General features: G+C 70.1%; 13 protein-coding genes. 6 read left to right on the top strand and 7 right to left on the bottom strand.

The window, feature by feature from the left end; all coding sequences use genetic code 11:
- Window positions 1-66: 66 nt before the first annotated feature.
- A complete protein-coding gene (locus ACFY3V_RS02680; protein WP_350947422.1) occupies window positions 67-612 on the bottom strand; it encodes an EF-hand domain-containing protein in 546 nt (181 codons plus the stop codon).
- 35 nt (window positions 613-647) lie between these two features.
- Complete coding sequence (locus ACFY3V_RS02675; RefSeq protein WP_389769237.1) at window positions 648-1529, bottom strand: hypothetical protein; 882 nt, start codon at window positions 1527-1529, stop codon at window positions 648-650.
- A 196-nt stretch (window positions 1530-1725) separates the two neighbouring features.
- Here ACFY3V_RS02675 and glnA (ACFY3V_RS02670) point away from each other — a divergent pair, with 196 nt between their 5' ends.
- Both glnA (ACFY3V_RS02670) and ACFY3V_RS02665 read left to right on the top strand, forming a co-directional pair.
- Window positions 1726-3087, top strand: a complete 1362-nt coding sequence (gene glnA / locus ACFY3V_RS02670) for a type I glutamate--ammonia ligase (protein WP_350947424.1) — start codon at window positions 1726-1728, stop codon at window positions 3085-3087.
- Between the two features lie 262 nt (window positions 3088-3349).
- Window positions 3350-4084, top strand: a complete 735-nt coding sequence (locus ACFY3V_RS02665; protein ID WP_350947425.1) for a hotdog fold domain-containing protein — start codon at window positions 3350-3352, stop codon at window positions 4082-4084.
- A gap of 35 nt (window positions 4085-4119) precedes the next feature.
- Here ACFY3V_RS02665 and ACFY3V_RS02660 read toward each other — a convergent pair whose 3' ends face one another.
- On the bottom strand, window positions 4120-4992 hold the full coding sequence (locus tag ACFY3V_RS02660; protein WP_389769233.1) for an alpha/beta hydrolase: 873 nt from the start codon (window positions 4990-4992) through the stop codon (window positions 4120-4122).
- A gap of 337 nt (window positions 4993-5329) precedes the next feature.
- Between ACFY3V_RS02660 and ACFY3V_RS02655 the strand changes: the two genes are divergently transcribed.
- The 3 genes from ACFY3V_RS02655 to ACFY3V_RS02645 all read left to right on the top strand — a co-directional run bounded on the left by ACFY3V_RS02655 (window position 5330) and on the right by ACFY3V_RS02645 (window position 10782).
- A complete protein-coding gene (locus ACFY3V_RS02655) occupies window positions 5330-6040 on the top strand; it encodes a type 1 glutamine amidotransferase (protein WP_389769230.1) in 711 nt (236 codons plus the stop codon).
- A gap of 258 nt (window positions 6041-6298) precedes the next feature.
- Entirely contained in the window at window positions 6299-9280 is a 2982-nt protein-coding gene (locus ACFY3V_RS02650) for a bifunctional [glutamine synthetase] adenylyltransferase/[glutamine synthetase]-adenylyl-L-tyrosine phosphorylase (protein WP_389770207.1), read from the top strand.
- A 284-nt stretch (window positions 9281-9564) separates the two neighbouring features.
- Window positions 9565-10782: a hypothetical protein gene (locus ACFY3V_RS02645; RefSeq protein ID WP_389769227.1), complete on the top strand. Its 1218-nt coding sequence runs from the start codon at window positions 9565-9567 to the stop codon at window positions 10780-10782.
- A 24-nt stretch (window positions 10783-10806) separates the two neighbouring features.
- Here the strand turns inward: ACFY3V_RS02645 and ACFY3V_RS02640 are convergent, their stop codons facing one another.
- The 3 genes from ACFY3V_RS02640 to ACFY3V_RS02630 all read right to left on the bottom strand — a co-directional run bounded on the left by ACFY3V_RS02640 (window position 10807) and on the right by ACFY3V_RS02630 (window position 12848).
- The gene (locus ACFY3V_RS02640) at window positions 10807-11643 is read right to left on the bottom strand and encodes an LLM class flavin-dependent oxidoreductase (RefSeq protein WP_389769225.1); all 837 of its coding nucleotides are present in this window, start codon (window positions 11641-11643) and stop codon (window positions 10807-10809) included.
- A gap of 143 nt (window positions 11644-11786) precedes the next feature.
- Complete coding sequence (locus tag ACFY3V_RS02635) at window positions 11787-12398, bottom strand: C40 family peptidase (protein ID WP_389769222.1); 612 nt, start codon at window positions 12396-12398, stop codon at window positions 11787-11789.
- Window positions 12399-12644: 246 nt separating this feature from the next.
- The gene (locus ACFY3V_RS02630; protein WP_389769220.1) at window positions 12645-12848 is read right to left on the bottom strand and encodes a hypothetical protein; all 204 of its coding nucleotides are present in this window, start codon (window positions 12846-12848) and stop codon (window positions 12645-12647) included.
- A gap of 489 nt (window positions 12849-13337) precedes the next feature.
- On the opposite strand from ACFY3V_RS02630, the gene ACFY3V_RS02625 reads away from it, so the two are divergent.
- The gene (locus ACFY3V_RS02625; protein ID WP_389769217.1) at window positions 13338-13763 is read left to right on the top strand and encodes a hypothetical protein; all 426 of its coding nucleotides are present in this window, start codon (window positions 13338-13340) and stop codon (window positions 13761-13763) included.
- A 361-nt stretch (window positions 13764-14124) separates the two neighbouring features.
- Here the strand turns inward: ACFY3V_RS02625 and glnA (ACFY3V_RS02620) are convergent, their stop codons facing one another.
- Window positions 14125-15549, bottom strand: coding sequence for a type I glutamate--ammonia ligase (gene glnA, locus ACFY3V_RS02620; protein ID WP_350947432.1), 1425 nt, complete (start codon window positions 15547-15549; stop codon window positions 14125-14127).
- Window positions 15550-15579: the final 30 nt, after the last annotated feature.

Genomic DNA, 15579 nt, shown 5'->3' with positions numbered 1-15579 from the left:
ATGGCAAGGGCTGTGGGTGGGGTCGGGGGCGGGTCAGAGGATCGCCGAACGTCGGGATGAGGGCCACTAGAGCGGACCGAACAGCCAGTTGCCGACCACGTCGGGATCGGCGCTCGTGTAGAACTGCCGGGTCGCCTCGACCAGTTCGCCCACGGACACGACGCCGTCGCCGTCGCCGTCGAGCCGCTCGAAGGTGGCCCGCACGTCCTCGCGCGGGGTGCCGAACGCGGCCATCATGATCCAGAACTCGTCCGGCCCCACGGCCCCGTCCCCGTCGGTGTCGCACAGCCCCGCCAACGCCTCGGCCGCGGGCGCGAACACCGTGTCGAACCGGTCGCCCTCGACGAACGCCGAGGTCATGCCGGCGCGGAACTCCTCGGACGAGATCACGCCGTCACCGTCGGTGTCGATCTCCGCGGCGAGGGTCCGCCAGATCTCCTCGAAGCCCTGGGCGAGCCTGCTGCCGGCGTGGGAGGTCGGCGCCTCGCCGAAGCCGACGAGGATCCGGGCGCCGAGTCCGAGAAGGTCCTCGCGCTCGATCGATCCGTCGCCGTCGACGTCCATATGCCCGAAGGCACGGTCGAGCTTGTGGTTGAGGAGCGTGGTGCTCATCGCTTACTCCAGCATTACTCATCGAAGAAGAACGGTTACGCCAAGTGACGATAGCGAGGTGTTTCCAGCAGCCACTCCAGGTAGGCCCTCGGGATGGTCAAGAAAGCGCATGCCACCCGCGTCGCCTCGCGGCCGGCGGTGAAGCCCAGGTCGTGCCGCTCCACGAGCGCCGGGATCGCGCGGGCGGCCGTCCACAGCTCCTCCATGCGGGTGGCGACCCCGTCGATCTTCCACTCTTCCGCCCCGGAATTGGAGCGTTCCAGAGAAATGGCGCCCGTGTGGCCGGGTCCGGCCACCGCCTCCTCGCACCGGGCGGCCACCTCGCCGCTCACCTCGACGAGCGCCCGCCAGTGCGTGCTCCGCCACACCGGGGCGGGCACCTCCACCCCCAGGCAGGGCTCCACCAGGTCGAACAGGTAGCGGCCGAAGGCGTCCACGGGCGACCCCGTACGATCCCCGGCCGAGGTCGTCCCGGGGGAGAGGAGCGCCTCGCGCTGGGCGGCGAGCCCGGCCGTGAACCGCTCGCGCCAGGCGTCGCCCATCTCCGGCGCGCACGCCGTCCACAGACCGGAGAAGGCCCGCTCCAGCGGGGCCCGGCCCGGCTCGCCGCCCGCGGCCACGGCGAGGACCGGGGTGAGGGCCTCGGGAGCCCGGCGCAGGCACGACATCCAGGTCAGCCAGCGGGCGAGCCGCGTCACCGCGCCGGTTTCGCAACGGGCGAACGCCCGTCCGGCCAGCCGGGCGGCGGCGGGATCGGGGTCCAGGCCCGACGCGCGCGCCCAGTCGGAGGTCGCTGCCTCGACCAGGTGTATCGACGGGTGGACGGGGCAGGGCATCGCCAGCGCCGCGAGGCGTTCGGCGAGCCTGGCCGGTGGCGGGACCGCGTGCGGTGGTCGGTGGACCTCGGTACGCGTCATCGTCGTCTCCCCCCGGATCGGGTTCCCAGCGGCTCCGGTCGCACACTGTAAGAGGAGAGAGGGACGGGCGTGTGGAGGCGCGACGGTCCCTGTGCCACATCTCACCGTTCTTCCTCGTAACGTGTGCGAAACACTGAGAGGGCAAACTGGGAGACCACTAGGCGTGTTGCGGCACGTCGGCAATGAAGGAGAAGCCTTGGACCGCCAGCAGGAGTTCGTTCTCCGCACCCTTGAGGAGCGCGACATCCGGTTCATCCGGCTGTGGTTCACCGATGTGCTCGGGTTCCTGAAGTCGGTGGCCATCGCCCCGGCCGAGCTCGAAGGGGCCTTCGCCGAGGGCATCGGCTTCGACGGCTCGGCCATCGAGGGCTTCGCCCGGGTCTACGAGTCGGACATGCTCGCCAAGCCCGACCCGTCGACCTTCCAGATCCTTCCGTGGCGCAGCGAGACGCCGGGTGCGGCCCGGATGTTCTGCGACATCCTCATGCCGGACGGCTCGCCCTCGCACGCCGACCCGCGCTGGGTGCTCAAGCGCACCCTGGCGAAGGCCTCCGACATGGGCTTCAGCTTCTACACCCACCCGGAGATCGAGTTCTTCCTGTTGAAGAGCCGGCCGGAGGGCGCCGAGCGCCCCGAGCCGATCGACGGCGGCGGCTACTTCGACCACACCCCGCACAGCTCCGGCCACGACTTCCGGCGCAACGCGATCATGATGCTGGAGTCGATGGGCATCTCCGTCGAGTACAGCCACCACGAGGGCGGCCCCGGCCAGCAGGAGATCGACCTGCGCTACGCCGACGCGCTCACCACCGCCGACAACATCATGACCTTCCGCCTGGTGATGAAGGAGGTCGCGCTGGAGCAGGGCATCTGGGCGAGCTTCATGCCCAAGCCCTTCACCGAGTACCCCGGCTCGGGCATGCACACCCACATGTCGCTCTTCGAGGGCGACCGCAACGCCTTCTACGAGCCCGGTGCCGACTACCAGCTCTCCAAGATCGGCCGCTCCTTCATCGGTGGCCTGCTCACGCACGCCGCCGAGATCACCGCGGTCTGCAACCAGTGGGTCAACTCCTACAAGCGGCTGTGGGGCGGCGCCGAGGCGATCGCCGGAGCGGGCGGTGAGGCCCCGAGCTACGTCTCCTGGGGTCACAACAACCGCTCCGCCCTCGTCCGGGTGCCGATGTACAAGCCGCACAAGGGCGGCTCGACCCGCATCGAGTTCCGCTCGCTCGACTCCGCCTGCAACCCCTATCTCGCCTTCGCCGTGATCCTCGCGGCCGGGCTGAAGGGCATCGAGGAGGGTTACGAGATGCCCCCGGGTGCCGAGGACGACGTGTGGGCGCTCACCTCGGCCGAGCGCAGGGCGCTGGGCATCCAGCCGCTGCCCCAGTCGCTCGACGAGGCGATCGCGGTCATGGAGCGCAGCGAGCTCGTCGCCGAGACCCTCGGCGAGCACGTCTTCGACTACTTCCTGCGCAACAAGCGCGCCGAGTGGAACGAATACCGCAGGCAGGTCACCGAATTCGAGCTCGGCCGCTACCTGCCGGTCCTCTGACCGCGGTCACGATCTCACGGGCCCGGTGGGCCTCCGGGGCGTCCGCCGTGCCCGTGAGGCATGCGCCCGGGATGCCCGCCGTGGTCATCACGGCGGGCGATCCGGGAGCGCCCGCCGAACGTCATACCGGTGTTACTCGCGGCTAACGAGCGCGTCATCGAACCCGAGTTGGCTGTATGTACAAGCAGTCCGATAAAATCGGTCGGTCCAATTAACATGATTTATGAGGATCGATCGCCATAAAGGCGACAGGAGGTGCGGCATGACAATGACGTCCGAGCTGCAGACCGTGCTCACCGTTCCGGCGCGTTTCCGTGGTCCCGAGGGGTCCGCGAACGGCGGCTGGATCGCGGGCACGGTCTCGGAGGCGCTGCACGGCGCCCGGCACGACTCGGCCATCGAGGTCACGCTGCACGCACCCACGCCACTGGACACCGAGCTCTCCCTGCGCCACCTCGCCAACACCGCGACCCTCACCCACGGCGACAGGCTCCTCGTCGAGGCCGTCACGGTCGCCGAGGAGTTCGACGTCCCGGACTTCGTGCCCTTCACCGAGGCCGCGCGGGCCGAGGTCGGCTTCGCCGGTCTCGTCGAGCACGCCTTCCCCGGCTGCTTCGCGTGCGGCCTGCGCGCCCCCGGCGACGGCCTGCGGATCTTCCCGGGTCCCGTGCCCGGCACCGACCTGATCGCCGCCGGCTGGCGGGTCCCGATGACCATCACCGAGGCGGACGGCACCGTCCCCCACACGGTCGTCTGGGCCGCCCTCGACTGCCCCACCGGCTGGGCGCACTTCGGACCCGGCGAGTTCGCCCTGCTCGGTCGTCTGACCGTACGGATCCACCGCCGGGTCTACCCCGGAGGCATCTACTCCGTCGTGGCCCGCGCCACCGGCCGTGAGGGCCGCAAGCTCTTCGGCGAGAGCGCCGTCTACGAGGCCGACGGCACCCTGGTCGCCGCGGCCAAGGCCACCTGGATCACTCCCGCCAAGACCGGCTGACCCGGCCTCGGGCGACGCGGGTCGGCGCCGAGGGCTCAGCGGGAGAGGTGCTTGGCGACCAGCGAGGCGCAGCGGTCGTCGAAGAGGATCGTGTAGTGGTTGCAGTCGTCGATCACCTCGTCCTCCAGCGCGGGCAGCCACCCGGTCCACGCGGCCGCCAGCTCGTCGGGCATGAAGCCGACCGGCTGGTTCAGCAGTCCGCGCGGGGCGCGCAGCAGGGACAGGGGCGAGGTGATCGCGCGCAGCGCGGCGTCGACCGTCTCGCCCTCGGTGAGCATCCACCGGCCGTCCTCGCGGACCGGTTCCCGCCGCACCCGCGAGCGCACCGTGCCCTCTGTGCCCTCCGGCCCCGACGCGTCGTAGCGGACGTACTCCTCCGCCTCCTCGGTCCACGCGTCGGCGAAGGCGGGGTGGGCCTTGAAGAAGTCCACGTACGCGTCGGCGTCGGGGAAGGTCTGGTCCAGCCGGGCGATGGCCGGGCCGAGCGTGGCCTCCAGCACCGCGTCGGGGGCGGCGCCGGGGGGCAGCGGTCTCGGGAGTCCGCCGTCGACCAGCACCACCCTGGCGTAGTCGTGCCCCGCGGCGGCGAGGGCCGCGACGTAGGCGCCCATCGAGTGACCGGTGAGCACGATGTCGGACTCGGCGCCCACGGACCGGGCGACGAGGTTCACGTCCTCGGCGTGCCTGGCCAGGCCGTACGGGCCCGGGAGCCCGGCACTGTGGCCGCGGCCCCGCAGGTCCATCGCGACCAGCGACCACTCGGCGGGGAGCCTGCGGGCGACGCCGGCCCAGGCCATGAGCGAGGCGGTGATGCCGTGCACCGCCACGATCACGCGGGACCCGGTGCCGAACCGGGCGACGCGCAACGCGCCGCCGGGGACCTCGACATCACTCAGGACGGGATTCATCGGTTCTCCTTGCGCGTGGAGCCTCGCCTTCGGTTCCGGCGGGGCTGATGCCAAGGTGGCGGGTACTCGCGTCCGAGGTCAATGTCCCCGCCGAACACAGGGCCGACAGCACGGGCGGTGGTACGGGCTCGGCATACGGCCGGCGCACGGTCCACGTACGGGCGGCATGCGGTCCACATGCGGACGGCATGCGGTCCACATACGGGCGGCATGCGGTCCACATGCGGACGGCATGGGGGCGGCATGCGGTCCACGTACGGGCGGCAGGGAGCGCGGTGACCTCGCATCCCCCTGCCGCTGTGACCGTCTCGTGCCCATGTCAACCCATAATTACGGTATGAGGATCACCGTCATCGAGCACGAGGCCGACGCGGGGCTCGGGTTCCTCGCCGGATGGCTGTCCGAGGCCGGGGCCGTCTGCGAGGTCGTCCGGCCCTACCTGGGCGAGGCGGTGCCCGAGCGGATCACCGGGGGACTGATCGTCCTCGGTGGCGAGGCGGCGGCCTGGGAGGACGAGAGGTGTCCGTGGCTGCCCGCCACCCGCGACCTGATCCGCGTCTGCGTCGAGCGGGGCGTGCCGACCCTGGGGATCTGCCTGGGGGCACAGCTCATGGCGCTCGCCTGCGGCGGTGCCGTCGGGCGCGGGGAGCACGGACTCGAGGTCGGCGTGACCGAGGTCGTCCCTCTTCCCGCGGCCGGAACGGATCGGCTGTTCGCCGGTCTCGGCCCCTCGCTCGCCGTGCAGTACCACCGCGACGCGATCACGGAGCTTCCCCCGGGCGCGGTTCCGCTCGCCACCGGCGACCCGTACCCCAACCAGGCGTACCGGCTGGGGGAGAACGCCTGGGCGGTGCAGTTCCACCCCGAGGCCACCCCGGAGATCTTCGTCGACTGGACGGCCGGATCGGCCGAGACCCTGACCGGCCTGGGCCACTCGGTCGAGGAGCTGAACACGCGGGTGAAGGAGTCGAGGAACGACCTGGTCGGCGCGTGGAGACCTCTCGCCGAACGTTTCGCCGGCGTCGTCATCGCCGTCCAAACCGCGTGACTGCGCGATTACGTTCCGAATCCGCTAACGACGCCGCACAGTTTCAGGATTAACCTGTGCGGCGACGCTCCGAACGCTGGGATGCGGACCAGGGTGGGGACCCGGAAGCAGATGCACCGCCCCTCCCGGTTCGCCGGGGAAGCGAGGCCCATGCGAGTGTGGGAGCGTGCACCTTTGATCGCTCGGGGTAGGGATTGAGGAAGGGCACCCGTGCTTGTGATCGAGGACCATGGAGGGTCGGTGGAAACCGTGCCCCGGATGCAGACGACCGCCGGACGCCTGGCGAGACTCGGCTTCGCCGACGGTGCCAGGGCCGAGCGACTGCTCGACGAACTGGGACCGGAGGCCGTCGGCGACATCGACCTGCTGACCTCGCTGGTCGCCGCGGCCGATCCCGACCTGGCGCTCACCTCGCTGAACCGGCTGGCCGAACAGGATCCCAGCGTTCTTGGAGCGCTCCGGGCCGACCCCGGGATGCGCGAGCGGCTGATCGGCGTCTTCGGCGTCAGCGCCGCGCTCGGCGACCACGTCGTGAGGCACCCTGACCACTGGCGCACGCTCGGCGGGGCGTCGGCCGTGGAGCGTCCGACCGAGGATGAGCTCCGCTCCGAGCTGCTGCTCGCGGTCGGCGCCGAGCCGGACGAGCCCGAGCCGGTCGCCGTCGACGCCTCCACCGCCACCCTGTCTGCGCTGCGCGCCGCCTACCGGGGCCGCCTGCTCCATCTCGCCGCCCGCGACGTCACCGGGGTCGTCTCGCTCTCGGAGGTGACCGCCGAGCTGTCCGACCTGGCGGGGGCCGCGCTGGAGGCGGGGCTCGCCGTCGCCAGGTCCGAGCACCCTGAGGCGGGGGCGGTGAGACTGGCGGTCATCGGCATGGGCAAGTGCGGGGCGCGCGAGCTCAACTACATCAGCGACGTCGACGTCATCTTCGTGGCCGAGCCGCGCGAGGGATCCGACAGCTCCCTCGACGAGCACGAGGCGATCAAACTCGTCACCCGGCTCGCCCAGGGCATGATGCGCGCCTGCTCGACCAGCACGCCGGAGGGCGCGCTGTGGGAGGTCGACGCGGCGCTGCGCCCGGAGGGCAAGGCCGGGCCGCTGGTCCGCACCCTCGCCAGCCACCTCGCCTACTACCGGCGCTGGGCGAAGACCTGGGAGTTCCAGGCGCTGCTGAAGGCGAGGCCGGTCGCGGGCGACACCGCACTCGGCGAGCAGTACGTCGCCGCGATGAACGAGATGGTCTGGCAGGCCGCCACCCGTGACAAGTTCGTCGAGGACGTCCAGGCCATGCGCCGCCGGGTGGAGGCCCACGTCCGCAGCGGCGAGGCCGACCGTCAGCTGAAGCTCGGGCCCGGTGGGTTGCGCGACATCGAGTTCGCGGTGCAGCTGCTCCAGCTCGTCCACGGCCGCCTCGACCCGCTGCTGCGCCGCAGGGCCACGCTGCCCGCGCTCGGTGCCCTCTCCCGCGGCGGCTACGTGGGCAGGGACGACGCCAAGGCCCTCGCCGAGGCGTACACCTTCCTGCGCCAGGTCGAGCACCTGATCCAGCTGCACCGGCTCCGCCGCACGCACGTGGTGCCCGAGGGCAACGCCGACCTGCGCCGCCTCGGCCGGAGCCTGGGCATGACCGCCGACCCGGTGGGGGAGTTCACCACCAGGTGGCGGCGGCACGCCATGGAGGCGAGGCGCCTGCACGAGAAGCTGTTCTACCGGCCGCTGCTGCAGGCCGTGGCCCGGCTGCCCGAGTCGGAGGACCGGCTCTCCACGGCCGCGGCCAAGGCCCGCCTCGAAGCCCTCGGCTACGCCGACCCCGGCGGGGCGCTGCGCCACATCAGCGCGCTGACCACGGGCGTCTCCCGCCGCGCCGCGATCCAGCGGACCCTGCTGCCGGTCATGCTCGGCTGGTTCGCCGACGCCCCCGACCCCGACGCCGGCCTGCTCGGCTTCCGCCAGGTCTCGGACAAGCTCGGCTCCACCCCCTGGTACCTGCGGCTGCTCCGCGACGAGACCGCGGTGGCGTCGCGCCTGGCCAAGATGCTCGGTACCAGCCGCTACGTGACGGGCCTGCTGATGAACGCCCCCGAGTCGGTCGCGATGCTCGGCTCGGACACGGAACTCGCCCCCAGACCCGTCGAGGCGGTGCTGTCCGAGGCGCGGACCGTGGTTGCCCGCCACCCCGGGGACGCCGAGGGCGCGGTGGCGGCGGTCAGGGCGCTGCGCCGCAGGGAACTGCTCCGCACGGCCGTCGCCGACCTCTCCGGGATCATCGGCATCGAGGAGGTCGGCCAGACGCTGTCCGGGCTCAACGACGTGACGATCCAGGCCGCGCTGGACGCCGCCATCGACAAGGTCGAGATGGAGCGCCGCACCCCGCTGGGCACGAGGTTCGCGGTGATCGCGATGGGTCGCCTGGGCGGGATCGAGTCCTCCTACGGCAGCGACGCCGACGTGATGTTCGTCCACTCGCCGCGCGAGGGCGTGTCCGAGCGCGAGGCCACCGAGACGGCGTTCGAGGTGGCCAACGAGCTGCGCCGCCTGCTCGCCCTGCCCGCCCCCGACCCGCCGCTGCTCATCGACCCCGGCCTGCGTCCCGAAGGCAAGGCGGGGCCGCTGGTCCGTACCCTCGCCTCCTACGCCGCCTACTACGAGCGGTGGTCGTCGCCGTGGGAGTCGCAGGCGCTGCTGCGCGCCCGCTTCTCCGCGGGGGACGCCGAACTCGGTATCGGGCTGCTGCACCTGGCCGACCCGCTGCGCTACCCGGAGGGGGGCATCTCCGACGCCGCCGTGCTGGAGATCCGCAGGCTCAAGGCGAGGATGGAGGCCGAACGCCTCCCGCGCGGCGCCGACCCCGCCCTGCACACCAAGCTCGGTCCCGGCGGGCTGTCCGACGTGGAGTGGGTGGCCCAGCTCATCCAGCTCCGCCATGCGGGACAGCGGCCGTCGCTGCGCACCACCCGCACCCTTGAGGCGCTGAGCGCGGCGGTCACGGAGGGCCTGCTGGCCGAGGCCGACGAGGCCGTGCTCGCCGAGGCCTGGCGGTTCGCCTCGCGCATCCGCGACGCCATCGTCGCGGTGCGGGGACGCGCCTCCGACGCGATCCCGGTGGACGCCCGTGAGCGCACGCTCCTCGCCCGCGCGCTCGGCTACCCGCCCGACGGTACAGAGGACTTCGTGGACGACTACCGCCGCGCCACCCGCCGTGCCCGCCGGGTCGTGGAGCGCGTCTTCTACGAGGACTGATCCACCCGGTTCTCCGGGTCCTTCCGGTCCGGCTCCGGTCGGATCGGAAGGACTGGTCCCTCCGGGTGCCCTTTCCGAAGGCCGCTCTTCCCCGGCCCTCCCTGGCCTTTTCCGGAGGGCCGGTCTGTCCGGAGTCCCCAGGGGCCGGCGTGTTCGGTGCGGATCGGGGACCGGCCCGCACCGAAGGGGAGAACCGCTCGTTCGCGTGTTCCCCGATCACGAAAACCAACCTGTTTGAGTGATCGCGTTGCGCCGCCTGGGGCAGGCGTGTATCAACGGTCCGGGTGATCCATTTGATATCCGTTTACATTGATCTGGCCATCGGCCTGATCCTCGCCTTCCTGCTCCTGTCGCTCCTGGTGAGCGGGATCAACGAGGCCTTCGTCCGGCTGCTCGGGATCCGCAGCAAGTTCCTGTGGGCCTACCTCAGGGACACCCTGGACGGCTCGGAGGACGGCAGGTCGTGGATCCCGTCGAAGATCGCCGACGTCTTCGCGAAGCTGCCCTTCTCCAGGGACGATCCGCGCCCCGTGCACAGCTCCGACCCCGCGCCCTCGGTCGTCGAGCCGATGCGGGTCGACCCCGCGGCCGTCCTCGCCGCGGAGCAGGCCAGGGAGAAGGTCTCGGCGGAGATCGCCGAGGGGATCTCCCCGGGGGAGGCCACCGGGGAGGCGGGTACCGGATCCCCCGGCCCCTCCGACCCTTCTGGTTCGTCCGGCCTTTCGGCGGACGGGAGGTCGGAACCGTCGGTCGACATGACCGCGCGGCTGTACGAGCGGCTCCAGGAGATCGACCACCCCAAGGGCTCCCGTACCAGCATCGCCAACATCCCGCCCGCGCGGTTCTCCGGCGCGGTGATGGAGCTGGTCGCCGCCGAGGAGGGGGGGATCGACGGCCTGCTCGCGAAGCTGGAGGCGATCAACAGCCCTCTCGCGGGTCACCTCAAGGGAGTCTGGGAGGGCGCGCAGCGGGATCTGCCGAGGTTCCGCAAGGGGGTCGAGGACTGGTTCAACGGGGAGATGCAGCGCCTGTCCACGCTCTACGCCCGCTACGTCAAGTGGGTGGTCTTCGTGCTGGGAGTGGTCCTGACGCTGGCGTTCAGCATGGACGCGCTGGAGTACGGCAAGACCCTGCTGCGCGACAACGCCTACCGTGCGGGGGTGAGCGCCATCGCGGGCGGCGACGACGGCTACACGGCCCTCAAGGACAAGTGCGCGGGCAGCGAGGCCGGCCTCGCCGAGCCGTACCAGTGTGTGACCGAGTCCCTCAGCTCCCCGGCGCTGGTCAAGATCTTCGACCACGCGATCGTGAGCATCACGATCCCGCCCGACGGCTCCGCCGACCCGTCCTTCAACTGGAACGGCGAAGCCTGGTGGGACCGGCTCATCACCCTCGGGCACTGGCCCGGCTACCTGCTCACCATGGTCGCGCTGCTGTTCGGCGCCTCGTTCTGGTGGGACGTCCTGCGCCGCCTCACCGGCGTACGGGGCAGTCGTTCCTAGCCTCGGTCGTGCCGCTGTCCGACACTAGCGGAGCTCGGCCAGCAGAAGATCGACCTGGGGGAGCGGGTCGGGTCCGAACGGGCGGACCACGACGGTGCGGGCACCCGCCTCCCACAGTGACCTGACCTGGTCGGCCGCCTCCTCGGCGGAGCCCACCGCCATCACCACCTCGTCGGGGGCGACCTTCAGGAACCCGGCGGACCCCTCGGCCAGGGCGGTGACCGTCGCGGCGTCGTCGCCGATGTAGAGGTTGACGAAGACCACCATCTCGTGATCATCTTCACCGGTCAGCTTCAGGGCCTCCTCGATCTGCCGGGGGCCGACGCCCTCGGGCAGGATCGTGCCCTGCGCCACCCGTCCCGACAGCTCCAGCGAGCGGGGTCGCAGCACCCCGGCCAGCACCGGCGGCACGACGGCGGGAGGATGTACCAGACGCACCCCGTCGAGCCGCACCGCCCTGCCCTCCAGGGTGACCGTCCCACCGCGCAGCAGCTCGCGTACCGCCGTGATCGTCTCCTCGAGCAGCGCCAGCGGGGAGGGGGCGAGGGCACCCACCTGGCGCATCCAGTCCTGGACGCCGTGCCCGATGCCGGCCGCGAGCCGGCCGGGGTGCAGACGGGCCAGGTTGCCCAGTTCCATGGCGAGCAGTGCCGGGTTGCGCAGGGGAGCGGGGGTGATCCCGATGCCCACCCGCAGGCGCTCGGTGACGGCGAGCGCGGTGGCCGCGGACGAGATCGCCCCGGTCCAGCCGAGATCCTCCACCACCCAGACGTCGTCCACCTCGGCCGCGTCCAGATGGCGGCAGAAGGGGACGAGCGACTCGGGGGGAAGGTCGCGGTCGAACATGACACCCAGACGCATGTCTCTCCTACGGTCGATGTCTTTCCGGTGTGGAAGGCCGGGGATTCCGCCGTGCGGTTTTCACGGCAGCCCCCTTGTAGGGCATTCTCCTGTTTCCACGAGACCCTGCTGTTTTCCGGGCGCTCCGTTTTCTGGAGGGCGGCTCAGAGGGGTCCCGAGTAGCGGAAGTAGCCCGCGAGGTCGTCGAGGGCCGCGACGTGATCGACCCGAACCTCGGTCCCGGTCCTCCGCGCATTGATCATCTTGCCCTGTCCGACGTAGACGCCGACATGGTGGGTGCGGACCTTACGCTTGCCGACCTTGCCGTAGAAGACGAGGTCGCCCGGCTTGGCGACGGCGGCGGGGACCCTCTTGAGCCGCTTCACGTGGTCGTCGGTGTTGCCGGGTCCAAGGACGTCGCGCCCGTAGGCGAGGTGGTAGATCCAGCGGGTGAGACCGGAGCAGTCCAGGCCGAGGGTCCGGGTGGCCGGGCAGGGCTTGATCGCCCCCGTGTAGCCCCGGCAGGTGCCGAAGGAGGGGCCCGGCTCCTCGCCGTGACCACCGCCCCAGGAGTACGGGATCGCGCCGCCCCACCAGCCGGGTTGGTGTGATCCGGCCTCGATCGCGTACGCGATGGTGGTGATCCGGTTGAGGGCGGCCGGCAGGGTCGGTGTCGAGGCGCTCAGCAGCAGAAGCATTCCCAGCAGTGCGGCCGTCGCGGCCTGCCGCCGGTGCCCGAGAAGATCGCGAAGTCGGTGAGGACCGGCGTCTGTCACGTCACCTCGCCTGATTTATCCGCATAAGTCACGACCAGTCTGCCCAACAACCCGGCTTCGCGCGTCTCATGAGGGCTTCCGGAAGGCTCTTCGCCCGCTCACCTCCCCGGACGATCCGCGGACACCGGCCGGGGAGCGGCCGGCACACCGCGACCCGCGTGCCGGGCACGCGGGTCGCGGTGAGGTGGGCGGCGTCGTTCGCCGCCCCGGTATCGGTCTGTGCTGGTGGGCGTTGGCCGGTGTCGGTCAGTTGCCGTCCCCGTCGTTGTCGACACCGCCGTCGTCGTCCACGCCGCCGTCGTCGTCCACACCGGGTCCGGTCGTGTTGACCACATCAGGGCTGTCATCCCTGTCGTTGTCACCGTCGCCCCCGCAACCGCCGACCAGGCCGACGAGCGCCGTCATCGCCGCCGCGGCGATGGCCGCCTTCCGTATGGACTGAGCAAGCATGCGCAACCTCCAGATAGTGATCTCCAGCCGGACCCGTTCACCGCCCGGCCCCACCCCCTCTGTCCCATTTGTCGGCGATCTAACGGCGGCAGGGCACTCTCCTTGATCACGTTGAAGTCGCCCGGGAGGAAGGGGAGCGCTGCGAGGAAGGCCCGGAAGACGATCACGCCGATCCAGCCGTCTTCACTGTCTGAGTCGATCGCGTTCCGGTGGAATGAAAGTTTCACCCGGCACGCCATTAATACGGCTCTGCAGGGCTGATCTCCGACCTGCTGGCATGCCTGATCCATCCTTGAGAGAACTGCCATGGCGCAGGTTAACGCCGAGCCGAATCAGTGTCTCTAAATCACCTGTCTGGACGCCCGTAGACCCCGGCAATAATCTCCGAGTTGTGCTCCGCCGACATCATGAATAGAGGTGAGGTTGGAATTGACACATTTCACAGCACGTCGTGCGGCCGGCTCTGTCGTCATCGCCATCGCGACACTCATGGCAATCCTGGTGCCCGTCACCCCCGCGCACGCCACCTACGGTCCGGACCAGCCCGTGTCCGTCACGGTGACCTCGAACGCCGGCCCACCGCTCATGCTCGCCCAGCTGACCGGCACGGTGGCGTTCGACGACGGGAACACGAAGTTCAGGTACGCGCTCCAGCTGTGCTGGGGGAGTGGGTCCTACCCCAGCCCGAGCCTCTCCATCACCGTCAACGGCAGCACCCCCCTGTATCCGACCATGACGGGCACGGCGACCGCTCCCCCCGGATGCCAGCTGTACCTGTCCCTCTACAACGGTGAATACACCCACTCCACCACCCTGAGGAATATCACCGTTAATGTGACGGGCGGCTGGTTCTATCCCGGCAACAGTTACAACAGCCGTACCAAGTCCGTGACCTACGACAATCCTTACAACTGAGTCGCCGGAATACGGGTCGGCTTTCAGCGGAAGAGAGATCGTAGTCACTCGGATGGTCGCGCACTCTCGCCGACGACCTTTGGCGAGAGTGCGTTTGAACCGACGGATCCCAGGAGATGTGAACTCCTGACTTCCTGCCGGCAGAGGGCGGCCGGTCACCACCTCGCCGAGCTCCTCGGCCACGAGGACCTCGGGTTCACGGTGCGGACCCGCACACACTTCATGCCGTCGGGACGGGTGCGCAGCGAAAGGCCGCCGAACGCACCCTCGGCAGAGGGGCGGTCGGCGGCCTTTCATGGAAAGCCCGAGTGCCCTGGCGGCTCAACCGCCAGTTGTTCAACCAGGTTGGAAGCTCAGCGGCTCAGACGTCGTAGTAGAGCTCGAACTCGTGGGGGTGCGGGCGCAGGCGGATCGGGTCGATCTCGTTCTCGCGCTTGTAGGCGATCCAGGTCTCGATCAGGTCCGGCGTGAAGACGCCGCCCTCCAGGAGGTACTCGTGGTCGGCCTCCAGGGCCGCGAGCACGTCCGACAGGGTGCCGGGGACCTGCGGGATGTTACGGGCCTCCTCCGGGGGAAGCTCGTAGAGGTCCTTGTCGACCGGCTCGACCGGCTCGATCTTGTTGCGGATGCCGTCGATGCCCGCCATGAGCTGGGCGGCGAAGGCGAAGTAGGGGTTGCAGGAGGGGTCGGGGACCCGGAACTCGATGCGCTTGGCCTTCGGGTTGGAGCCCGTGATCGGGATGCGGATGCACGCCGAGCGGTTGCGCTGGGAGTAGACCAGGTTGACCGGGGCCTCGTAGCCGGGCACCAGGCGGTGGTAGGAGTTGACCGTCGGGTTGGTGAAGGCCAGCAGCGACGGGGCGTGCTTGAGCAGGCCGCCGATGTAGTAGCGGGCGGTGTCGGACAGGCCCGCGTAGCCGACCTCGTCGTAGAAGAGCGGCTCGCCGTCCTTCCAGAGCGACTGGTGGCAGTGCATGCCGGAGCCGTTGTCACCGAAGATCGGCTTGGGCATGAAGGTGACCGTGTGGCCGTGCTCCAGGGCCGTGCTCTTGACGATGTACTTGTACAGCATCATGGTGTCGGCGGCCTTGAGCAGCGTGTTGAAGCGGAAGTCGATCTCCGCCTGGCCGGCCGTGCCCACCTCGTGGTGCTGCATCTCGACGTCGATCCCGGCGTCGATGAGCTTGCGGACCATCTCCGAACGCAGGTCGGTGAAGTGGTCCATCGGCGGGACCGGGAAGTAGCCGCCCTTGAAGCGCGGCTTGTAACCGAGGTTGCCGCCGTCCTGGGCCTTGCCGCTGTTCCAGGCGCCCTCGATCGAGTCGATGTGGTAGTAGCTCGAGTGGGCGTTGGTCTCGAACCGGACGTCGTCGAAGATGTAGAACTCGGCCTCGGGGCCGAAGTAGATCGTGTCGGCGATGCCGGTGCCCTTGAGATACTCCTCCGCCTTGCGGGCGACGTTGCGCGGGTCGCGGCTGTAGGCCTCGCCCGTCAGCGGGTCGTGCACGAAGAAGTTGATGTTGAGCGTCTTGTGCTGCCTGAACGGGTCGAGCACGGCCGTGGACGGGTCGGGCAGCAGCAGCATGTCCGACTCGTGGATGGCCTGGAATCCGCGGATCGACGATCCGTCGAACATCAGGCCGTCGGTGAAGACGGCGGCTCCGAAGTTCTCCGAGGGGAACGTGAAGTGGTGCGTCGTCCCCGGCAGGTCGGTGAACCTGACATCAACGAACTGCACCCCTTCGTCCTTGATGAACTTCAGGACGTCGTCGGCGGAGTTGAACACGCGAACCTCCCATGGGACGGGCTAACAGGA

Origin of the sequence: Streptosporangium sp. NPDC000095 (assembly GCF_042899335.1) — a bacterium.
In the GTDB taxonomy this organism is placed as follows: Bacteria; Actinomycetota; Actinomycetes; order Streptosporangiales; family Streptosporangiaceae; genus Streptosporangium.
The sequence above is the reverse complement of the archived record's forward strand: the minus strand, read 5'-3'. Positions and strand labels throughout refer to the sequence as shown.